The 22577-nt window shown below is 46.3% G+C and carries 21 protein-coding genes; 6 read left to right on the top strand and 15 right to left on the bottom strand.

What is annotated here, in order from left to right; genetic code table 11:
* Window positions 1-85: 85 nt before the first annotated feature.
* Entirely contained in the window at window positions 86-478 is a 393-nt protein-coding gene (locus AC27G9_RS17290) for a hypothetical protein (protein ID WP_487075732.1), read from the bottom strand.
* A gap of 36 nt (window positions 479-514) precedes the next feature.
* On the bottom strand, window positions 515-1738 hold the full coding sequence (locus AC27G9_RS17285) for a hypothetical protein (RefSeq protein ID WP_487075731.1): 1224 nt from the start codon (window positions 1736-1738) through the stop codon (window positions 515-517).
* A 241-nt stretch (window positions 1739-1979) separates the two neighbouring features.
* Here AC27G9_RS17285 and AC27G9_RS17280 point away from each other — a divergent pair, with 241 nt between their 5' ends.
* Entirely contained in the window at window positions 1980-3107 is a 1128-nt protein-coding gene (locus AC27G9_RS17280) for a DcaP family trimeric outer membrane transporter (protein WP_487075730.1), read from the top strand.
* Here the strand turns inward: AC27G9_RS17280 and AC27G9_RS17275 are convergent, their stop codons facing one another.
* Complete coding sequence (locus AC27G9_RS17275) at window positions 3108-4013, bottom strand: LysR family transcriptional regulator (RefSeq protein ID WP_487075729.1); 906 nt, start codon at window positions 4011-4013, stop codon at window positions 3108-3110.
* Between the two features lie 174 nt (window positions 4014-4187).
* On the opposite strand from AC27G9_RS17275, the gene AC27G9_RS17270 reads away from it, so the two are divergent.
* Window positions 4188-5891, top strand: a complete 1704-nt coding sequence (locus tag AC27G9_RS17270; protein WP_487075728.1) for an L-lactate permease — start codon at window positions 4188-4190, stop codon at window positions 5889-5891.
* A gap of 53 nt (window positions 5892-5944) precedes the next feature.
* On the top strand, window positions 5945-7648 hold the full coding sequence (dld, locus tag AC27G9_RS17265) for a D-lactate dehydrogenase (RefSeq protein WP_487075727.1): 1704 nt from the start codon (window positions 5945-5947) through the stop codon (window positions 7646-7648).
* Between the two features lie 67 nt (window positions 7649-7715).
* On the opposite strand, the gene AC27G9_RS17260 is transcribed toward dld, so the two are convergent.
* The gene (locus AC27G9_RS17260) at window positions 7716-9128 is read right to left on the bottom strand and encodes an alpha-amylase family glycosyl hydrolase (protein ID WP_487075726.1); all 1413 of its coding nucleotides are present in this window, start codon (window positions 9126-9128) and stop codon (window positions 7716-7718) included.
* 100 nt (window positions 9129-9228) lie between these two features.
* Here AC27G9_RS17260 and AC27G9_RS17255 point away from each other — a divergent pair, with 100 nt between their 5' ends.
* Window positions 9229-10131 (top strand): LysR family transcriptional regulator, encoded by a 903-nt coding sequence (locus AC27G9_RS17255; protein ID WP_487075725.1) that lies wholly within the window; start codon window positions 9229-9231, stop codon window positions 10129-10131.
* Here the strand turns inward: AC27G9_RS17255 and AC27G9_RS17250 are convergent.
* From AC27G9_RS17250 to AC27G9_RS17240, 3 genes are read right to left on the bottom strand one after another with little or no spacing between them, the layout of a single operon-like run.
* A complete protein-coding gene (locus tag AC27G9_RS17250) occupies window positions 10076-10723 on the bottom strand; it encodes a DNA-J related domain-containing protein (RefSeq protein ID WP_487075724.1) in 648 nt (215 codons plus the stop codon). The two genes, AC27G9_RS17255 and AC27G9_RS17250, sit on opposite strands and share 56 nt — an antisense overlap.
* Window positions 10724-11590, bottom strand: a complete 867-nt coding sequence (locus tag AC27G9_RS17245; protein ID WP_487075723.1) for a DNA alkylation repair protein — start codon at window positions 11588-11590, stop codon at window positions 10724-10726. It lies immediately after the preceding gene.
* A complete protein-coding gene (locus tag AC27G9_RS17240; RefSeq protein ID WP_487075722.1) occupies window positions 11587-12201 on the bottom strand; it encodes a TetR/AcrR family transcriptional regulator in 615 nt (204 codons plus the stop codon). The genes AC27G9_RS17245 and AC27G9_RS17240 overlap by 4 nt, the downstream gene beginning before the upstream one ends.
* Before the next feature lie 274 nt (window positions 12202-12475).
* On the opposite strand from AC27G9_RS17240, the gene AC27G9_RS17235 reads away from it, so the two are divergent.
* Window positions 12476-12904, top strand: a complete 429-nt coding sequence (locus AC27G9_RS17235) for a hypothetical protein (RefSeq protein WP_487075721.1) — start codon at window positions 12476-12478, stop codon at window positions 12902-12904.
* A 21-nt stretch (window positions 12905-12925) separates the two neighbouring features.
* Here AC27G9_RS17235 and AC27G9_RS17230 read toward each other — a convergent pair whose 3' ends face one another.
* Genes AC27G9_RS17230 through AC27G9_RS17215 form a run of 4 tightly spaced genes read right to left on the bottom strand, consistent with a single transcriptional unit; the run spans window position 12926 to window position 17495 of the window.
* On the bottom strand, window positions 12926-13807 hold the full coding sequence (locus AC27G9_RS17230; protein WP_487075720.1) for a hypothetical protein: 882 nt from the start codon (window positions 13805-13807) through the stop codon (window positions 12926-12928).
* Between the two features lies 1 nt (window position 13808).
* Complete coding sequence (locus tag AC27G9_RS17225; protein ID WP_487075719.1) at window positions 13809-14897, bottom strand: ester cyclase; 1089 nt, start codon at window positions 14895-14897, stop codon at window positions 13809-13811.
* Between the two features lie 2 nt (window positions 14898-14899).
* A complete protein-coding gene (locus tag AC27G9_RS17220) occupies window positions 14900-15871 on the bottom strand; it encodes an ester cyclase (protein WP_487075718.1) in 972 nt (323 codons plus the stop codon).
* Between the two features lie 13 nt (window positions 15872-15884).
* Window positions 15885-17495 carry a sodium:solute symporter family protein gene (locus AC27G9_RS17215; RefSeq protein ID WP_487075717.1) on the bottom strand — a complete coding sequence of 537 codons (1611 nt, stop codon included), beginning with the start codon at window positions 17493-17495 and terminating at the stop codon, window positions 15885-15887.
* A 195-nt stretch (window positions 17496-17690) separates the two neighbouring features.
* Between AC27G9_RS17215 and AC27G9_RS17210 the strand changes: the two genes are divergently transcribed.
* Window positions 17691-18701 (top strand): nuclear transport factor 2 family protein, encoded by a 1011-nt coding sequence (locus AC27G9_RS17210; protein WP_487075716.1) that lies wholly within the window; start codon window positions 17691-17693, stop codon window positions 18699-18701.
* Window positions 18702-18782: 81 nt separating this feature from the next.
* Here AC27G9_RS17210 and AC27G9_RS17205 read toward each other — a convergent pair whose 3' ends face one another.
* The 4 genes from AC27G9_RS17205 to hisD are packed head-to-tail and all read right to left on the bottom strand — an operon-like array spanning window position 18783 to window position 22542.
* A complete protein-coding gene (locus tag AC27G9_RS17205) occupies window positions 18783-19544 on the bottom strand; it encodes an HpcH/HpaI aldolase family protein (protein WP_487075715.1) in 762 nt (253 codons plus the stop codon).
* A gap of 2 nt (window positions 19545-19546) precedes the next feature.
* Entirely contained in the window at window positions 19547-20251 is a 705-nt protein-coding gene (locus AC27G9_RS17200; RefSeq protein WP_487075714.1) for an alpha/beta fold hydrolase, read from the bottom strand.
* Window positions 20248-21264 carry a LacI family DNA-binding transcriptional regulator gene (locus AC27G9_RS17195; RefSeq protein ID WP_487075713.1) on the bottom strand — a complete coding sequence of 339 codons (1017 nt, stop codon included), beginning with the start codon at window positions 21262-21264 and terminating at the stop codon, window positions 20248-20250. Before AC27G9_RS17195 ends, AC27G9_RS17200 begins: the two co-directional genes overlap by 4 nt.
* Window positions 21265-22542 carry a histidinol dehydrogenase gene (hisD, locus tag AC27G9_RS17190; RefSeq protein ID WP_487075712.1) on the bottom strand — a complete coding sequence of 426 codons (1278 nt, stop codon included), beginning with the start codon at window positions 22540-22542 and terminating at the stop codon, window positions 21265-21267.
* Window positions 22543-22577: the final 35 nt, after the last annotated feature.

Below are 22577 nucleotides of genomic sequence, written 5' to 3'. Positions count from 1 at the left end.
CGCTAAGTTCACCATCCATAGTGCCACAAACCTAAGGAAACTACTTGACCTTGAGCAATAAAATGCCCTTCACCTTGACACGCAACTAGGCCACAAATTGAATGAATGCTGACGCCAAGATTAGCCAGCCAACGTAAGCAAAATCTCGAGGTGTACTACCCTTTTTCAAACCCCAATAGTCATTGTTGAGTTCAATAGCAGCGCGAGGAAACATAGCAATGGCGAAGCCAATACTGGGTAGTACAAAACAGACAAAAAATCGTGAATCTCTGCCTGTGTAGTCGCCGTAGAGCCAATAAATGTCGGCCTTACCCAAGCCGATTGTCAAGCCAACGTAGAATACGAATATCAGAGCTGCGACCTTTTCTCGTCGCCCCCACACTCTGGGATTGTCGAATGACTCAAATTCTCGAAAGTGGACACACCCAAGAATCAAAGGACAACATAGCAGCACACATAGTGCGAAGACCGACTCCATCAAAAAATGACGCTCCTGTGTCTTCTCGCAATGAAGCTAGGGGGAAATTGCTGTTCTACCAATCGCAGCAGATACGCAGGGGATAACTTCATAACCATACCCATAGTCTGCTTCGGTATCTCGCCAAATAGTCAGAATCTCATAGTCATTCAATTCGATAACTCTAGTGTTTTCATCATGTTCGCATCGAGAGTAAGTATCAGCCTCGAAGGTGTAGATAAAGTCAGCCAGCAGTGTTTTCTGAATTTTGGCGTAATTCTCCGCTCCTTGTACTGTGCTATTGATAAACTCTTCAAGTTCCTCATCTTCATCTTTAGGCTCACTAGGTTCGCTCTGTACTGCAGCGTCTTGCTCCACCGACGCTATAGGCGCGTCCTCAGGAGTCGTGTTTTCTGTATCCGTTTGTGGCACTGAAGCAGCTTCGGTACGCGTCGAATCCACCACATAATCAACCTCATTTGTCGTGTCGTCGCTGTTATTCTTTGCGAGTTCATCGACCAAGGCGGTTATAAACGCAGGTGGTTGCTCTGGAGCCTTTTCCTCGGCAGGTTCTTCATATTCACTTTGAACGCCGACGTTGATCGAGCCAAAAGGTGTCGAAGTCCGAGACTGAAGGCCATTGTCAATCATCACCGTTACGATGACAGCTACGGACATCATCGTTAACACGAGTCTCAGTAACGCCGTTGTGAAGACATACTTGTACTCAGGTTTGTGCCAAATACTATGTACGCCAAATGGTTTGAGCATTAAAAGCAACATCAGATAAAAAAATGAGGTCGTCATATACAGCAATAGCCCAAAAACCGAGGTGCCAACAAACCAACTCGGTAAATTCAGAATAATCGCAAAATTATGACTATAGGGAAGTTTGTCGGCGGCAACACCAGACACCTCATTGACCAACCCAGCCGCATTTGCCATAGCAAAATTCGCAACAATAGCGTAAAAAAGTAGAATCACTGCTTTGCCGTACAGACTGTTCCAAAGTTCAGAGAAGCGCTCTCCAAACTCTTTGACCAATGCAATCACGGTTAACAGCATAGGTATCAAAAGCGCACCTACATCAGTCCAGCCTTTAATATAGAGAACGGCGTACAAAACGAATGCGACAAAATAAAATCGTTGGACTTGATTTAAACTCTGCCAACGACGACGCCATTTGTTCTCCTTTTCAGGCTCAGTGAAATCGGCTTCACCTTCTTCTCCTGGCGTTAGTCGCTTGAATAAGTTAGTAATTTTATCAGGTAGTAAGTACATGGCATTGTTGAAAAAATAAGCTCAATGCTCAGACTACAACAAAGTACTAAAAGGTAACAGTGCCTCCCGTTGCCAGAGCAAAAATTACCTGAATTAAGCAAAATATAACTTTAGGCCAATCAGCTATTATGCAACTTTTGGAACAAGTCATTTCCCTTTTTGCACATTTATCATCAATCACTCTTTCCCGTACATTTCGGCGTTAACAATTCATTAACGCGTACATAAGAGCAAATCACACATGACACCTTTGAAATCAGCCCAATACTGCGCAATGGCGGCGCTCACCCTACTCCCCTTTCATTCGGCTTTAGCGGTCGACTTATTGAACACCACCATTGATGGTGAACAAACCAAAGTCACACTCGGCGGCTATGCCAAAGTCGATGTTCGCCATGTTAGCGGAGACATCGCATACCAAGACTACTGGGTGGCAAACTTTCCGGGTGGACGCCCAATCGAAACCTCTCATACTGGGTTCAACGTCAGAGAATCGCGCATCAATTTCAAAGTACAACACGGCGAAGTATCGGGCTTTTTCGAAATTGATATGTACGGCGGTGGCGGAAATGAAGTGGTCAGCAACTCGTCTAACCCAAGACTTCGGCACTATTACATCACCTATAAAAATTGGATGATCGGGCAAAATTGGAGCACCTTTATGCCGTTGCATGCTCTGCCCGAAGCGCTTGATTTTGGCGGCCCACACGTTGGAGAGGTATTTATCCGAGAGACCCAAGTTAGGTATACCTACGGCAATTGGCAATTCGCGATTGAGAACCCTGAAACCAACGGCGATGGTGACATAGGCACGCCGGCGAGTGCCGTGGGTCTTACCGGCGACGAAGCCGATCCCGATGAGAGCATCCCTGACTTTATCGCAAGGTATAACATGCGCAAAGATTGGGGATTGGTGTCGTTTGGCGCACTCGTCAGAAAGATCGATCAAGGTGGCATGGATGAAGTCGGCGCTGCGTTTAATATTGCCGGCAAGGTTTCAACAATGGGTAAGGATGATTTTCGCTTTCAAGCAACCTTTGGTGAGGCGGGTAGGTACGTAGCAGCTGGCCTAACACCGGATATTGTTGTCGACCCCAGTGACGATCAAATGGCAGTCGAAAGTACCATCGCCTACGCCGTGTCTTATCGACATTTTTGGACCGACACTATGCGCTCCACAGCATTCTACGGTGCAGCGGAAACAGACGTACTCGAGCGCAAACGCTCACATTGGGGTATCAACCTGATAGACAGTGTCACTGACCATTTGGACGTGGGTGTAGAGCTGGGTAACTACGCCATCGATGATGCTAACATCGAAGGCGTCGATTCCCATTATTTGCAGTTTTCCGCAACCTATAAGCTGTAATCAATAAAAATAGGCTCGTTTATCCTGAAATGCCTGTCTGAAGTGTTCGACAATCAGCGACAGTTTTTTGTCTGGTTGTCGACTCCTTGGATAAACGGCGTAAATACCTAGATCTCTATCGACGAAATCGTCCAGTAAGGTAACCAAATCGCCATTTAGTAAGCTCTCATGAATCAAGGCTCTAGGTACATGAGCAATGCCAAAATCGGCCAGTGCTGCCTGTTTAAGCGAATCGAGATTGTTGGTATAAAATCGACCACTCACTTCGATACAGTGCTCATTCCCTTCAGATTTAAATCGCCATTGATTTGCTGCTACACCTTCCGATTTGTACAGTAGACAATGGTGATTGACCAGTGCATCTGGATGAGTTGGTTTGCCATTTGCTCTCACGTATCCTGGGCTGGCACACAACATCCAATGGGAATCAACTAAGCGCCTTGCAATCAATGATGAGTCTTCTAAATGCGCTGTACGAATGGCTAAGTCAAAACCATCATCGATCAAATCAACTAGGTCGTTACTTACCGTAAGTTCTACTTCCACTTTAGGATACTGCTGACAGAAGGTAGCAATAGCCTCGCTCAGTACCAAACTGGCTGACACGACAGGTGCAGTAATCTTGATCTTGCCCTGCACTTCCTCGCCGTAACCCGTTACTGCATTCTGAGCGTCTTGCAAGGCTTCTTTGGCCAAACGCGCTTTGCCGTATAGAGCTTGGCCGGCATCAGTTAAGCTGAGCTTTCTCGTTGTCCGATACAACAGTTGAACATTGAGAGCCTTTTCCAAACGTCCAATTCTTTTACTCACAACGGAATTGGTTAATTCAAATTTCTCTGCGACTTTAGAAAACGAACCTTCGTCTACCACATTGACGAATAAGAAAATATCATCTGCTTTCACCATGGAAATACACGCCGACCTTTTGATTATGTCATTTTTGGAAAAAAACTATCTCTTTAATGAATATATATCAAGAGTACTCAACCAAGTAAAGTCCGCTTACTATTTGTTAACCCATATTTAACAAATGTTGAGTGGGAATGGGTAAACAACATAAAAACAACGAGGAGACCCATTGTGAATGAATTAACGCTCGGCCTCTTGGCCCTCACACCTATCGGACTAGCAGCACTCTTATTAGTTGGCTTGCAATGGCCAGCCAAAAAAGCCATGCCCGTTGTATTGGCTTCGACGGTGCTATTGGCATTTGTCGCTTGGGACATGTCGGCGCAACGTATTAGTGCATCGATTATTCAAGGTTTAGTGATCACCTTGTCGGTGATGTGGATTGTGTTCGGTGCACTATTCCTACTGAATGTGCTCAAGCAAACAGGCGCTTTGTCCGTAATCAGACAAGGCTTTACCAATATTTCTCCCGATAGAAGAGTGCAAGCCATTGTGATCGCCTGGTGCTTCGGTACCTTTATCGAAGGCGCATCTGGATTTGGTACGCCCGCGGCGATAGCTGCCCCCTTGCTCGTTGCCATAGGTTTCCCAGCCCTTGCCGCCGTGTTGATGGGAATGATGATACAAAGTACACCTGTCTCTTTCGGCGCTGTTGGCACGCCTATTATTATTGGTGTCAATAAGGGGCTAGATACCGAAGCAATAGGCCAACAACTTTCCACACACGGCTGGCAATGGGAGCAATACTTACAACTTATCACCACCGAAGTAGCCATTATTCACGGTATTGTTGGTACACTTATGCCAGTACTTATGGTGATGATGCTCACTCGTTTCTTCGGCAAGAACAAACGCTGGCGTGAAGGTCTCGAAATTCTGCCATTTGCGCTATTTGCAGGGGTCTCTTTTACCGTACCCTATGCATTAACAGGCATCTTTTTGGGGCCAGAGTTCCCCTCTTTGCTGGGTGGCCTAGTCAGCTTAGCTATTGTCGTCAGTGCAGCAAAACGCGGCTTTTTGATTCCCAAATCATCGTGGGATTTTCCGCCAAAATCAGAATGGGAAAGCAGTTGGCTGGGCAAACTTCAAATCAACGACGACGCACCCGCAACTGGAAAATCCATGTCGCAATGGGTAGCTTGGGTGCCTTACCTTGTCGTCGCGGTCTTGTTGGTGTGTTCTCGCGTGTTTGGAGAGCTAAAATCGGCATTGGCGGGGGTCAGTATCGGCATGTCTAACATTCTTGGTGAAACGGGTATCAATGCGGCCTTCAGTCCACTCTATTTGCCAGGTGGCCTACTGATAATCGCAGCCCTATTGGCGTTATTTATACAAGGTCAACGCCACCACAGAAAGCAGGCCTTTACCGCCGCATTTGCCGCTTCGAGCAAAACCATTTTGGGAGCGGGCTTTGTATTGATGTTTACGATTCCTATGGTCAGACTCTTTATCAACTCAGGCGTTAACCTGTCTGATTTGCCAAGCATGCCAATGGCCAGCGCGCAAATGTTTGCGAATTGGTTTGGTGATGCATTTCCGCTTATCAGCCCGAGCATAGGTGCGTTGGGAGCGTTTATCGCCGGTTCTAATACTGTCTCTAACATGATGTTCAGCCAGTTCCAGTACGAAGCGGCAATGAGCTTGAACCTATCTCCTGCGCTTATCATCGCGGCTCAAGCCGTAGGTGCAGCAGCAGGCAATATGATAGCAATACACAACGTAGTCGCAGCAAGTGCTACGGTTGGTCTATTAGGCCAAGAAGGCACAACTTTACGCAAAACGGTATTGCCAACCTGCTACTATGTGGTCACTGCAGGCGTACTCGTAATGGCAGCGCTTTATATCTTGGGTATCAATGGCCCATTGAGCCAGTAACGCGGCACTAATTTATCCCCTTCCATTGACGGAGGGGGGCGGAGAAAAATGACATGAACTCACATCCCGCAGTACAGGAATTTATTCGTATCCTAGGCTCGGAACACGTCGCCGTCGGCGACCGAAAAACGGAGCATTATCGCACTGGTTGGCGTTCCGGTGGCGGCAGTGCCTTAGCGGTAATTTTTCCACAAAACTTAGTTAGTTATTGGCGTTGCCTTGAAGCCTGTGTCGCCAACAACTGTATTATCATCATGCAAGCTGCCAATACTGGCCTGACCGAGGGTTCGACTCCCAGTGGTGAAGACTATGACAGAGACATCGTTGTCATCAACACGCTAGCGATGGATAAACTCATTGTGCTTGACCAGGGACAGCAGGTGATCAGCCTACCTGGCACGACGCTACATACGCTAGAAAAGACCCTCAAACCTCTCAATCGTGCTCCACATTCCGTTATCGGTTCGTCTTGTTTAGGGGCATCCATTGTCGGTGGTGTCGCGAACAACTCAGGTGGGGCATTAGTCAAACGCGGGCCTGCGTATACCGAGTTGTCGTTATATGCATGGGTAAATGAAAAAGGTGAGTTACAGCTCGTCAACCACCTTGGTCTGATGTTGGGAGATACACCCGAAGAAATACTGTCCAACTTAGAGCATGGCCGATATGAGATAGAAGACAATAGCTATCAAATCCCCGCTTCAGCCAGAGATTACGAAGCCAAAATCAGAGACATTGATGCCGATACACCAAGCCGCTTCAACGCCGATGAGACACGCTTGTTTGAAGCAAGTGGCTGTGCTGGCAAGATTGCAGTATTCGCCGTGCGACTCGATACGTTTGACGTGCCGAAAAAAGAGAAAAGTTTTTATATCGGTACAAATGACCCAGCAACTTTAACTTACTTACGCCGGGCAATGCTTAGCCAATTTACCGTGTTGCCTGACGTCGGCGAATACATACATCGCGACGTTTTCGATATTGCTGAAGAGTATGGCAAAGATACGTTTTTAAGCGTCAAGCACTTGGGTACGGATCAGTTGCCTAAGATGTTCGCCATGAAAGGCAAGATTGACGCGTATCTAAATAAGCTCAGTTTCGTTCCTGACTATCTCACCGATCGCGTATTACAATTTTGTTCTCGTTTGTTGCCACAACATATTCCAAAACGAATGCTGGCATTCAGGCAGCGCTACGAACACCACCTTATCCTTAAGATGGGTGATGAGGGCATTGCCCAAGCACAGGCCTTGCTACACGACTACTTCGATGGGCATGCCGAGCGTGGAGGCTATTTCGAGTGTGATCCAGAAGAAGCGCAAAGTGCTTACCTACACCGCTTTGCCGCAGCAGGCGCGGCTGTCAGGTATCAAACCATAAAAGCGAAATCGGTTGGTGACATTCTGGCATTGGATATTGCCTTACGTCGAAACGATTCAGACTGGGTAGAGACGCTTCCCGACGCTATCAACTCGCAAATCGAAAAACGTTTGTACTACGGTCATTTCTTTTGTCACGTGTTCCATCAAGACTATATTTTAAAAAAGGGCGCTGACCCGAAAAAGGTCAAAAAAGACATGCTGGCATTGCTCGACAGCCGAGGGGCAAAATACCCAGCCGAACATAACGTGGGGCATTTGTACGAAGCCGAACAAACACTTCAACGCTTCTATAAATCACTGGATCCCACCAACACATTTAACCCAGGAATAGGGAAGATGGAAAAGCACAAACGCAACTGTGCTTGTTGTGCTTAAACACGCCATAAACCCAGAGCAAAATTAAAAAAACCCAGCAACTGCTGGGTTTTTTAATGCTTATTCGTTACTTGACGAAAACGCGATAACCAAACGGCTCAATCGTTAACGCTGTTGTGGGATCAATAGTGGTTTTCGCTTTGCTAAACCACTCGCGATAAACACCAACTTGGGCATTTTCATTGAAGCTTACGGTTTGTGGCTGGTCCGAGAAATTCAGTACTGTAAACACCTTACTTTTGCCTTTCTGCCTAACAAACGAAAAAATGGCCTTTGGTTGAGAGTTAGGTACAGGAATCATTTTTCCGCCCCAGTTTCCATTCCACAAGGCGGGGGTATCGTGTTTTAGCTCAAATAAACTGGTGTAAAGATCGCCAATCGGATGAGGTTGCCAATCAATTTGGTCCTTCTCAAAAAAGGCAAGTTCTCGGTCTAGCCCCGCCTCTTGGCCACTGTACAACAAGGGCATCCCTTCTGCCGTAGCCGTCAGCACAACACTCGCAGGAAGATAGTCACCAAATCGCTCAAACATGGTTTTTTCCCACGAATTTTTATCGTGGTTATCTACAAAGTTCATGGTGATCGCATTGTCTGGCCAGGCATTTAGATCATGGGCAAAGTGCAGATAGATTGCCGACGCGTCTTTTTCACCGATGGCGACCTCATGCATCACGTCGTGAAGTTTCCATGCGTAACTCATATCAAACGCATTTTTGTGAAGGTCTCGTGCATCCCATTCCGCTAACATGAAAACCGGTTTGATTTGATCGAGTTCAGCCCGCACGTTGTCCCAAAAATCCGTAGGAATAAATCCAGCGACATCCGCTCGGTAGCCATCAATCCCCACTTCTGATACCCAATACTTCAAGGACTCAGTCATGTATTCACGCATTTCAGGGTTGTTGTAGTCAAAATCGATAATATCAGACCAATCCCACCAAGGTGTCGGTTGGAAATTGCCATTGTGATCTTTGGTGTACCATTCTGGGTTCGACTCTGTCAGAGGATTATCCCATGCTGAGTGGTTAGCAACCCAATCAAGAATGACATACATCCCCATGTCATGGGCTTTTTTCACTAGTGCTTTTAGATCATCCAACGTACCGAATTCTGGGTTTACCTCACGATAATCTTTTACTGCATAGTAACTGCCTTTCTCACCTTTACGGTTTTTTTCACCAATAGGGTGAATCGGCATAAGCCATAAGATGTCGACGCCCATAGACTTCAGTCGAGGTAAATGCTCAGCGAAAGCATTGAATGTACCTTCAGGCGTGTATTGGCGAACATTAACTTCGTAAATTGTCGCGTTTTTGGACCACTCAGGGTGCGTCAATTCGACGTATGGCTTTGGCGCGTAAGGATTTGCCTCAGCTGGATTTTGATGGCTCGCTTCACTTTCCACTTGGCTACATCCTCCCAACGCTCCCGTGGCCAATAAGGCTGCCAAAGCAACCGTTTTCACAATTTGTTGTTTCATCTACTCGGCTCTTGTGATTGTTCTTACGTCATATTTAATTGTTCTTAATGAAACTGTAAAATAAAAACATTGTTTACATATATGAACAATCAAGGACATTATGAAACTTGAAGCCATGCGCATATTCGCGGAGGTAGTCAAGCATGGTGGGTTCACCCATGCTGCAGCACATCTGAACGTATCTAAAGGGTACGTTTCACAACAGGTAAGCAGTTTGGAAAAGCAGCTAAACAAGCAATTGTTGTTTAGAAATACGCGTTCAATGCGCCTAACGTCGGCAGGTGAGGTGGTGTATGCACAAGCACTTAAGCTCACGGTGTTTTTCGAGCAAACTAAATCCATGCTCGACGCCAGTGAGTCAATGCCGTCGGGACAAGTTAACATTACCGCCCCTGTAGGGGTGGCTCAGCATTTGATCTGGCCACATATCAACCAATTGCGCAAAACCTTTCCAGGCATTACGTTTGATTTAGACTGTGGAAACACGAAGCACAATCTAACCGAGGACAATTTTGATATCGCCGTAAGATTAACCAATAGCCCACCCGTGGACATGGTTGGCAGGCACCTAGTCGATATCCCCTATCTGTGTGTTGCGAGCCCCGATTACTTAAAACTAAAGGGCACGCCTGCAGCGCCAACAGACTTGGAAGCTCATGATATTCTTGCTCTCGCTCACTGGAAACGCTGGTCTTTTTTTGATGGTAAAACTGTGAATTTAGACCTAACACCTAGTGTGAGTGCCAGTGATAACCACATACTAAGGTCGCTCTGCATTAATGGTGGCGGTATAGGTCGTTTTCCTTTTTACATGATTGAGCAGGCGCTTGCTAAAGGAGAGTTAATAGAAGTCTTGCCCGGATACAGCAATGAAAAGCGCGGTTTGTACTTGATTTATCCACAAATGACCCAGCGCCCACAACGCGTCCAAGTTGCCATTGACGCCATTATTGCGGGGTTTGATAACGCAAATGACGGCTCAGTACTCGATAAGCTTGTATGACACGCTCTGCTTGAGCATTATTCCCGCCTTTATCAGGGTGAACTCGATGTAGCGTTTGACGATAGTAAGCCTTTAACTCTGTCTGAGATTGAGGAAAATCAGACAAGCCTAGTTGCAACAACGCCTCATCGAGTAACTCTGGGCTGTCTGCATAACCGAACCCAGCCTCCATCTGTTGCCAGAAACTGTCGATGAGGTCACTGACATCTTGCTCTGATGTTTTTGTTAAGTTGTCTAAATCAAGGTAGTAGTCACGCACGGCATTGTATTCGTTAAGACAATTTCCACTTTGGCCTGCTTCTTCTGGAGCATGAGGCAATAAGACGATGTTAGTGGTAAAAATATCCAACTCACCTTGTCCTTGTGCACGCCATTGTTCACTTAAGCGATATAGTGCGTGAAACAATAAAAAATGTGCCTGAAACATCGATAGGTTATCGCGTAAGGCGGTATCGCTAAAAAATTCGAATGGAGGTTGCTTCAACCGCCCTAGCAGTTCAAATTCAGAAATCCCTTGTTCAAATTGAGGGCGCATTGTCGCGAGAGCCTGAATCAATACCGTCAGCTTTTGAAGATAGCTAGGTGAGCCCATTTATTTTGCCTTTTCTCTCAATGCCAGCGCTCTTGGATGCCCCTTTTTCGCATGGTAACGGACAGCGTGACGGATAAGCCATTTCCTCTCTTTGGAAGCGCCATCCAACCAAGCTTCACATAAGGCGAAGACCCAGTCTTCGTTGTCTTTGCTGATGTCACCTAAACTGTTGGCAACGCTCCGCCTGACATACAGTTCAGGATCATCCTTTAACGTATCAAGAATGGGATGCAGCGGATTGGGGTCTTCGACAAAGGCCTTTAACCGCAGTCCCCACGGCAGCTTTGGTCGTGTTCCTTCCGAGCACAATCGGCGAACGTGTGTATCGTCGTCATTCAACCACTGATAAACCACTTTGAGAGTGCGCTTTTGATCAGCAATAATAAATGGGCGAAGGCAAAATTCTGCAGAAAAACGCTGAGTTAGTGCATGTTGCGCCTGCATAGAACTATCAAATGGATCCTTCCCCTCATTGTATTCGGGGGAAATACCAAATTGGGCAATAAAGAAACTATGAGGTAAATAGAAAAACCCTGCGAGACCAAATTCTGTCGTCGAAGGCTGGGGTGAAGCCATAGACTTTACGAGAATTGCCAATCCTCGCTCGTAAGGTTTTGGCAAATGGCTGAAAAGCGCATTCGCAATGTGTCGACCTCTGTCCATCAAGGCCAGTGGTTCCAAATCTGTTACTGCTTCTGCTACAAAAGCTTCGACGTTGAATTCGGGCTCGACGATTTGTATGTTTCTCGCTAAGTAGGCAATGGCCTCTTGCCCGAGCAATACCGCTAAAGACTTACCTTTTTCAATCGCTCTAGGTGCAAATGGTACACTCGGTTGATCGTAATTGGGTAGCGAAATAGGATTCATGTTTCATCCGGCTGTTGGTCAAAAATATCACTGAGATAACGAGTGATCATTTGTTTCATATGGTGTTTGAATACGCTCGCTTGATGAGGCTCTAGGGCGAGCAAAGTGGGCATCAAATTACTTGTCATTTCACAAACCATAAACATGGCATCTGCCATTAACTCATGGTCGATCTGTGGGAAAAAAGCACCGACGCTTTCGCACAACAAACACGAATTGTGTCGACTATCCTCAATATCTTTCTGTTTGAATGCCAGTGTGCCCTGCAATCCTTTCCATACCGCAACAAAGGCCGGGTGGGACTGAAAAAAATCTAAGTACCCCTCAACAAGTACGTCAACAACATGCTCAATGCTGCTAGTTTCCGCCGCCTTAATTTGTGCGGCTAGCAGGCGTCGATACTGCACTAAATAGTCATCTAGCAACCCCATTGCCAATGCTGTTTTATTGGGGAAATAGCGATAGATCGTAGCGATATTAACCTGAGCTCGTTGAGACAAGGTATTCATTTTAAAAGCATCAAACCCTTGCTCCAGCATCAAGGTTTCAGCGGTCATTACTATGTGCTTTAGCCTTTCTTGTGCCCTAACCTGTGTGGGTGTTTCACGCAAGACCTTACTCCTAGTTTATGTTGACTCAAATATCACGGGTAACACTTTACCCAGTTTACCTTTGATCTTATGAAAATGACACCTATTATAAAAGTAATACTTACTTTTATATTTCAGTGAAATCATGATCGACTAAGTAGAAATAATAGATGCTGACCCGTCGGGTTTAGCACTAGCTAGGCAACTAAAAGCGGCTGGTATTGCATTTCGAATACACGAAAAGCATGGCCAAATTTAAACGACAAACACTTTTTACAAGAAGGGGAATAGAAGGATGGCATCACTTATTTTTACTTACAAAATGAAAATTGGCTTCACCTTGCTGTGTTGGTGTTTACCTTTGTTGCTATTCCCAGCTTTGATAGTCGAGGCACTCGGCACAGAAGCCGAGATAGTCACGGTACTGCTCAGGCTCTTAGGGTGGGCGTACTTAGCATTGTGTGTTGGCTATTTCATTGGCATGAAAAAGGCCTATCAAGGCGAATACCATGAGGCCCCCATTTTTGCGGGAATAGCAAGCAATAGCGGGGCGAGCCTTTTACTCACCTGGATGGCGTTGGGATATGTTGATGTTGAGAGCCAGACATCGCTCTTCGTTTTTTTGTTGGTATCGGCAACAGGAGCTGGCTATGTAACACTCCAGCTAGTCAGACATGCCTACCGCTTGAAAGTGCAGCCGCAGGAAACACAAAAAGGTGTGTAAAACACACCTTTTTATCGTAATTTATAGCGTCAGCGAGACACTCGAAAACTGTTTATCGAATGCTATTTGATCAAACAACAAGTAATCACTTTTGACTTTATCATTCGCAATCTCAAGTAAACTCATAAATGGTAATCTTACACGCTGAACGCCATCAGCCGTTGGAACATCCCCTTCCAAGTTCCATTTCAATGCAAACCGGTTGCCCGCATCGCCATCACAAATAATGTCTTCAATTTGACAATAATGGCGGGTCACCTGATTGAGCTGTTGTGACACAAAACCAAACAGTCCTTCTGCCGACGTACTCTCCACTTTTCCTGGCAAGTAGATTTCACTATTCTGATCATACATCTGCCAAATGTGACTAAGTTGCATGGTTTGCCATACTTCCCACCACTGCTCTAATGTACTCAAATTGGCGGGAGCGGTATCAAAAAAATCCGATGGCGAGGCGTGGGATGTTTTGGGATGTAACTGCTGATCATAGTCACTAATGATAAGCGGGTCCGGATTCGGCCACCACTCGTCCAGTGGCTGCCCAGCATCCCCAAGCCCATCTTGCAACAAATGCGTATCGACCGACACATCTACCGCCTTAATATGGCTACCGTTATGTTGTAGCCAAAACATGGCTCTCGTAGGTAGGCTTGATTTAGCAGGGTTCATTTCAAGCAAAATTGCTGTGCGCCCATGGCCACTATCTACTTGGCATACCTTCGCAATATCGGAAATACCACACTGGGTTAACCAGTTGATCCACAAGCGGCTGTGCTGACTTTCGCCATAAGCCGTAAACTGACCTTGTTGCCAAGACGAACTGTGCAGCAACAGCTCTCTGATGCGCTGCATGTTGCCTTCGGTATAGATACCGCTAATCACCTCAAATGCAATTTTATCCATATTAACGACCGCTCCCATTTGGCAATTGACGAATCAAATTAGCAATCGATGCCACTTCATCGAAAACCGTCCATTCTTGGATAATTTTGTTGTTTTTAATGCGCATATGTGACCCTGCCAGAATAAACTGAGGTAATCCGGCAAACTCCATCAATTCAGTGTCTCTTGGGTTAAGTTTACCCGCGAGCGACCAGCGAATTGCCACATCGATGGTGTCATCATCAAATGGCACGACAGCAATATGGTCGAGCACCGCATGGGCGTCAGGGCATTGGGCTAACCATTGAGTAAAAATGCCTGAAATGCCAGGCATACCCACAGCCCTGCGACCGCCAGGCCACTGTACTTTGGCATTGAGATGATAAAACTGCGCTAATTGGTTGAGGTTCTTGCGATTGAGTAAAGTATCAAGCCAATCCGACATAAATTGGAAGACATCAGCGTCTACACCCGTAGCAATATCATCGGCAAATACCTGTTTGTCACTGACTCTTTGATATTCTTGATTAATCCACTCACTAAACTCGTTCGGCACAACGCCCTGAGATTGATGTCTTGCTGCATCTAAAGGCGATATACCTAACTGCTTCACCAGAAAGCTGTTATCTCGCATCAACCACTCATAAACGATGCGATTTTCTTTGCATACGCAATCCGCAATGGTCGTCACGCGGCCAGTAGTCCCGGTCGCTGGACCAAATTCAGACGCGCCCTTGTTAGTCATCACACTCGTAATACGGTGCGATGAATAGTAACTGCCATCTTGCTCTTTACTCCACACCACGTTCTCACCAATCAAGGAGCGATCGGGGAAAGCGGCAATCGTTTTCAGGGTGTTTTGGACAACGACATCAACGTCATCACAATATCCACCAAGAGTATGCACCGGGCAATATTTGGCGTAGTAGTCGTAACACAGGCCAATATCTTTTTGTTCCCATATGCGATGAGTTATGCGAATGATGTAATCAACGATGTCGACAAACTCGTCATCAAAGCCGACTAATTCTTGGCGACGAGGACCGTCCGGGTGCAAGAGCTCGTCCAGCGTTTTCCAATAAACCTGTGTAATCGCAGGTGAAGTTGCCATAGTTAAGACTCCTGTCCAGGGCCGCTCAATAAACGCATCTGTGCGAACACATCGAGGCCAAGCTGATACAACATATGAATAATGTCGATGCCAACCCAGTTTTCTACGAGTAGGTCGCCTTCGCGACGCCAGATATCCATTACGCGAAGACTAATATTCTTGTTGGTAGGTGCCAGACCAAGCCAGTGTGGGCCTGAGTGTGTACCGTGCATGTGTGGCCATCCGCCAGTTGCAGCATAATTGCCGCTCTTGAGTGTTGCCACATGGTGGTCAATACTGCGATCGGGGAACGCAAACACAAACGGCCCCTGATGATGCTGCCTAAAACCGTTGATACCACGAGTTGTTCCGATGCCCGCAGGGCCATACCACATAAAGTCTGGATGCCAGTAGTTCTCGAGTTTCATGCTTTCAAGTGATTTGCCGTCGAATCGGCCTAGTTCAGCAAGCATGTCATTTACTAGGCTTACGGTTTTTTCACCTTGTTCCTGTGTCGCATCTGGGCGCGATAGCCCATCTTGTGTAGCGGGAGCTGGAATAATGCCAGCGTGCCCAAGGCTCTTGCGAATTGGATTTACACCTACTTGATTCATTACATCTAAGAAGTCGAGAATGACATAACTTTCTTGAATCTTGCCTTGCGCAACTGATGTCATCTCGGTGTAGCGCAAGTACAAGGTTCTACCCGATGCCGGAATGCCGAACAAAGGGGCTGTAAAGGTACCGACGAAATACCCGGTTTCACATACCCAAAGCGAACCGTCGACCTCTTCTTCGACGGATATCAAAGGCTTGCGCTCAATATCAGGCAACGCCGCTTTCAGTGGCTGCCAATACGCGCTCACAACCTGTTCTGCGCCAGATAAATCATTGATCGGGTGAGAGGCGCCCCACTTTACATCTGCGGCAAGGAAATCATGCACGCTCTGGTTTGTGATCAAGGCTTGATAAAATGCATCAACTATCTGTGTCATAATAAAAACTCAACTAGAAAAGGTATTGAGCGACGGCCAAGAAGGCGACGGTCAATACAAAGAAGCTAAAGAGTAGATAGTTCACTTTATCGACCTTCCCAGGTACTAAATACCAACCACCTTCTTTTTCAGCTTTATTGTTTTCGGCAAACCAGGCTTGCTGGCCTTTTACGGAATATGGCGAATAGTTTTGTTGTTTTCCGTCAATCAAAATACTCGCAATTATGGAAACTGTGATGTTGGCTGCTGCACCAATAATGCAGTACCAAGGCCAAGCAACATCGGTAAATAAAGCCACTAACGTCACCGCAATAAAGCCAACCAATGTGCCCACTAGTAAGCCATTTTCCGTGGTTTGCTTAGAGAAGAATCCCAATGCAAACATACCGAGCTGCGCGCCAACAAAGTACGAACCCACCTTACTGAGCACTTCTAAAATCGACCCTTCGCTGTACAAGTGATACATGATAGCGGGAACAATAATGATGACCGCCCATACAAAGGTGAAAACACGTGAAGCATTTAGATAGTGCTCTTCACTCTCGTTAGGTTTGAAATATTTTCGATAAAAATCAATTGTCGACACCGTGGATAGGGAGTTGAATGCCGAGTCAAGACTTGACATCGATGCCGCCATAACCGCCGCGGCAATGATTCCCATCAGCCCCGGCATACCGTATTCGGTCGCAAATTGAAGAATAATAGTATTGCTATTTTCAAAGGTTTTACCTTGGTAATAGCTATAGAACAACACACCCATCACAATAAAGAATAGGTAAATAAAGAACGCACAGAAGCCCATCAACAAGTAAGATTTTTTTGCATCGCCGATGTTTTTCGCTGCTAGCGTACGTTGGACCATCATCTGATTAGTGCCGTAAACCGTGATGTGGTAGAAACTCATGGCAATGACACCACTCCACACTGTGGTTTGTGACGTGAAATCCCATTCCCAGTTGAGTGGATCCAACTTACCTTGGCTTTTTAGTTCTCCAAGCGTATCGAAAAACGGCATGGAAGATAGGTCCAATAAGGCATACATGATAATGCCAGCGCCTAGGAACAGAATGATTGACTGGATCACGTCCGTCCAAATTACCGCAGTAATCCCGCCCAACATGGTATAAATCAGGGCGATAACAGTGACGATAACAATTGCCCATACGACAGGCACGCCCGTAATAAAACTTAAAACGAGAGAGGTCGCGTACAATACTGCGGCGGAACTCATAGTTTGGCTGACTAACCAAATGCCAGAGACCAATCCCCTTGCCCGCTTTCCAAAACGTTTTTCTTGATACTCATAAATTGACGCTACACCAGCGTTGTAAAAAAACGGGAAAAAGAAGATAACAACAGCCATGATGACGAGTGGGTAATTCAAATGAAGTGCAATGACGCTAATGCCTTCGGAGTACGCCCATGCTGGCGCACCCAAAAATGTCATCGCGCTCACGTAGGTAGCGATAACCGATATGCCTATCGCCCACCAAGGCGTTTGTTTTTGGCCGAGATAAAAATCATCAGCCGTCTCAATTTTTTTCCCTATAAACAAACCCAGGGCCAAGTTTGCGAGGGTATAAAACACCAAAATCGCCCAGTTTAGTGAACCAAATTCACTCATAAGTCACCTTCAATACCTGTTCTTACTACAGTTTTTTATGGCGGCGTGCTGTTGATCGAATACATGGTTTACACTGTATTTTTAACATTACGCTCTTGTCTTTTTTAACGACTATATTACAAATTGACTTCGAAGTCATTATTCAATACCATCAAATTTCAAGAGTCAATACTTTCGATTAAAAGTGAGTTATTCATGTCTGGATATAGTGAAGAAAAGCAGCTCGTCAGTGCACTCTTTGATGCAATGGCCTCGGCGACTGCCGACAATATAGGAGAAAAGATTTCTCCTTTCTTGGCCGAGAGTTACACCATGTATGCGTGTTATCCGTTCAACCAGTTAGAGGATAAAGAACGTATATTCAGTGAAGTCTGGGCTCCCATCTACCAGTCATTCGGGAATATTCAACGCCGCCAAGATGTTTTCATTGCGGGAACGAGTGAGATAAATGGGGAAAACTGGGTCATGAGCATGGGCCATTTCATGGGCCTGTTTGATCAAGACTGGTTGGGCATTCGTGCGACAAAACAAACTGTAATGTTGCGTTATGCAGAATTTTATTGCGTTGAAAACGGTGCGATTACCAAAAGCAGCTTTTTTGTCGATATCATTGGTTTGATGCAACAAGTTGGGTTAAATCCGCTGCCGCTACAAACCGGCGCTTCCTTTTTGGTTCCGGGCCCTGAGACACATGACGGTTTGCAATTCGACGAAAAAGACCCACAAGAATCGGTAAAAACACTCGAGTTACTCAATCGTATGATTGACGGCTTGTCTGAACTCAACAAGAGTGGCAATGACAATTGTCCGCCCTCTTTCTTAGCGCAAACGTGGGATGACAATATGGCTTGGTACGGGCCAGCGGGTATCGGCTCCGTCCATACTATTGAGCGTTATCAGCAACATCATCAATATCCTTTCAGAGAGGGCTTGAAGGGTAAGACATTCAATGGGCACCTGTGTCGATTTGCAGAGGGTGACTATGCGTGCTTCTTTGGCTGGCCAAATTTGACCAATACTGCGATCGGTGGCTTTTTAGGATTGACAGGTTCGGAGCAACCAGCTGACATGCGTGTTGTTGACGTCTATCGTCGGGAAGGTGACAAGCTAAAAGAGAACTGGGTGATCATTGATTTACCTTACTGGTTAAAGCAACAAGGCCTGGATATATTGGAACGCACGGCAAAAATAGCTAACCCGAAGTAATTCGAAGTACAAAAAACACCGCGATAGCGGTGTTTTTTTCAAAACGCAGTACTCCAGCCAATCGACCTAAGGTGATAGCAATTAGTTACCTGCAGCCTTGTCGAAAGTCGCTTTCAAAGATGCTGCCCCAGCCAACATAAAGTTGTGATCAGAAGCCAACAGGAACAATGACACACCTTTTTCAATCCAATGGGGAAGCTCAGACAGGTCCCCAACGAACATGCCTGTTGTTTTGCCGTGCCGATTGGCCGCCTCGATAATAGTATCCAACGCTGTCATCACACTGGGCGCACTCGCATTCGTCTCTCCCAGCGCCACGGTTAAGTCCATTCTGCCAATGAATAAACAGTCCACGCCATCCACCTGAGCAATTTGCTCTATGTTGTCGATGGCTTCTAAATCTTCTATTTGTGCGACCACTACCGTTTGCTGGTTCAACGCCAAGTTTTGCGTAATGTTCTGAGTGGTGTAGCCAGCGGCACGAGTCGAACCTGCATAGCCGCGCCCTTTGTCACCATAAAAACTCACTTGCACGATATTTTGTAGTTGTGCAGCGGTTTTTACATGAGGTATCACTATGCCTGTTGCGCCTATATCAAGCGCATTCAAAATAGTGGCAGGTGCATCGTCAGGAACGCGAATCAATACAGGTTTACTCTCGGCGCGGCACGCCAATACGCAGGCATCGAGAGCGTCCCTTGCAAAAGGGGCGTGTTCTGCATCAAGACACAATGTATCCAGGGACGTCTTGCTCAATACCTCAGCAACGTGGAAATGAGGCGTCTTAACAAAGGTGCCCACTAAAGGGGTTTGGTTAGCCAGTTCTTGTTTGAGTGAAGTCACGTTTACATTCTCCCTGCAAGCCAAGTTAACAAATGCTGATTCACCGCTTCAGCACTTTCTAGTGTCACGAAATGACCGCATCCCTTGAGCAAATGCAATTCGCTTTGTGCATTTAATTCATGCATCCGTTGCTGTTCAGCAGGTGGACATAAGGGGTCTTGTTCACCGCCTAAAATTAGCATAGGGCAAATTGCTGTGCTCATCGTTTCCGACGAATCCGGCCTATCCGCCAACACTTCAAGCTGCGCTTCAAATACTTCAAGGCCCAATTGCTCTGCCATTTCAACAATTAGCGTTTGATGCTCAAGCGCTTGGTGATGGAGATAATTTGGCATATAGAGCTCGCGAATTAACTCTCCTAAACCGTTTTGTTGTGCTTGCACTAGATGGCTTTGACGCAACTCGGCACGACCAGGAAGGTCTGCATGAGCATTGCTGGCAAGCAATACCAAAGACTCAATTTGTTGAGGAACTTGTCGCAGTAATTCGAAGGCAACCATGCCGCCCATAGAAAACGCAACGATACCAAAAGGGCGATTACCCACTTCGGCTAAAACGCGATGAGTCATTGCTTCGACACTACTAGCCACACTAAAGTCGATGCAATGGCAGATATATCCTGCCTCTTCTAACGCGCTAAGTTGTTTTGAAAAAACAGCACCATTACACAAGGTGCCGGGGAGTAAGACTAATTCTTTTTCATTCATTTCTTCCTCGCTGCGGCCACGGACGTCCCCTCAACAAGGGAACCAGACCAGAAACGGGTCTCAGCGGGATTATCCGGATTTTCAATTTGGTCGAGCAAGATGTCGACGGCTGCTTTCGTCATTTGACTTATGGGCTGTTTAATCGTCGTCACTTGATAGCTATACCAGGTCGCGGCGTTGATACCATCAAAACCGACAACGGAAAGCTGGTCAGGCACAGACAAGCCATGGTTTTCTCTTGCTTCATCGACGACGCCAATTGCCATGGTGTCATTACCTGCAATGATCGCCGTCGGCGCATTATTTTTTGCTAGGTAAGCGTTAAGCGCTTCGCGGCCAGACTCGTATGAGTAGTCTCCTTCCACAACAGGAACCTCTGTAATGCCATGAGCTTCTAACGCTTTTAGTGCATACATTTTACGGTCATTTGCCACGTCTGAGTCTGCTGGGCCGGCGATAATGAGAAAATCTTGATGGTCATGACTAACCAATAAATCAACGAGTTGTTTCAAACCATGCTCGTGATTGACACAAACTGAACTTACCGAATGATCGTCCACTTGACGGTTGTATAAAACCACGGGGATTTGGTGCTGTTCAAACTCTTGAATACTGTTGTGATCAAAGTGAGCGGCCAAAGCTATCACGCCATCCACTTGGAAAGTCCACAATTGTTCCAACAGGTCACTTAAACCCTCTGCGTCATCCAGTGTGAACAACAAAACGCGTTTATTTCTTTCTGCAATCTGCTTGTTAAGCAAGCTCAACACTTCTGGATAGTTGAGGTTGGCCCTTGAGGACACGATAACCGCAACCATTCCAGAGCTTTGCGTAATCAACATTCGAGCAATCGCATTCGGCTTGTAGCCCATGCGCTTTGCCGTTGCCAATACCTTTTCTCTGGTTTTTTTGGAAACGCTCAGCCCTGGCCGAAAAACCCTAGATACTGCAGATTGCGAAACGCCCGCTTCGCGGGCGACGTCGTAAGAAGTAACGCGTTTTTTATTGTTCAACTATTTCTTTCCGTATCGTCTCAAACGAATATCGGCTTGTTCTTTATGCCCTGCAAAACCTTCTACCGCACATAGGCGTGAACAATACTCGCCTACCACAACTGAAGCCTCTTCAGTTACGCGTTGGAACGTACAGGTTTTAAGGAACTTACCGACCCATAGTCCACCAGTATAGCGCCCTGCACGTCTGGTTGGTAGCGTATGGTTTGTTCCAATACATTTATCACCGTAAGACACGTTAGTTTCTGGGCCGAGGAACAAGGCACCAAAGTTGCGCATGTTCTTTTGGAAATAAGGGATATCAGCTGTCATGATTTGAACGTGCTCGAACGCTATATCATTTGCCACTTCAAGCATTTCATCGTAGGTATCACAGACGATAACTTCACCGTAATCTCGCCATGCAGCACCTGCAATTTCTGCGGTAGGCAGAATCGTCAACTGGCGCTCTACTTCTTTCATGGTTTCTTCAGCGAGGGCTTCGCTATTTGTCAGCAAGACGGCTGGAGAGTTGGGTCCGTGCTCCGCTTGGCCAAGTAAGTCAGCTGCACACAACTCACCATCAACCGAATCATCTGCGATAACGAGCGTTTCTGTTGGCCCCGCAAACAAATCGATACCGACACGGCCGAATAACTGACGTTTAGCTTCTGCGACAAACGCATTGCCCGGGCCGACGATCATGTCAACAGGAGCGATGGTCTGGGTGCCAACAGCCATAGCGGCAATGGCCTGTACACCACCGAAACAATAGATTTCATCCGCACCAGCCATATCCATTGCCACAACGATTGCTGGAGAAGGCTCGCCGTTAAAAGGCGGGGCGGCGGCAATCACGCGTTTAACGCCGGCAACCTTTGCGGTAACCACACTCATGTGAGCAGATGCAACCAGTGGATACTTACCGCCAGGTACATAACAACCTACGCTATCCATCGGAATATGCTTGTGCCCGAGGGTAACACCGGGGAGCGTCTCCACTTCGACATCCTTCATAGAGTCTCGTTGGACTTGCGCGAAGTTTCTTACTTGAGTCTGTGCCCATCTGATATCTTCTATCACCGATTCTGGCACTTTTTCATAACACGCTTTAATTTCTTCTTCTGACAACCTAAATGACTTCGGATTCCATTTGTCGAATTTTTCAGAATAGGTTGCTACAGCTTGATCGCCGTTGTCTTCTATATCTTTAATGATACCTTCAACAATATCTCTTACTTGCTGATTTTCATCATTTTTTTCAGTCTGACTTTTGCCTTTCTTTAAATATCTGATCATCTTGTGGGTACTCCATAATTATGGGTTAACTCAAT

It is taken from the genome of Alteromonas sp. 5NS40-0096 (assembly GCF_057544385.1).
This window is presented reverse-complemented; position numbering and strand designations above follow the sequence as displayed.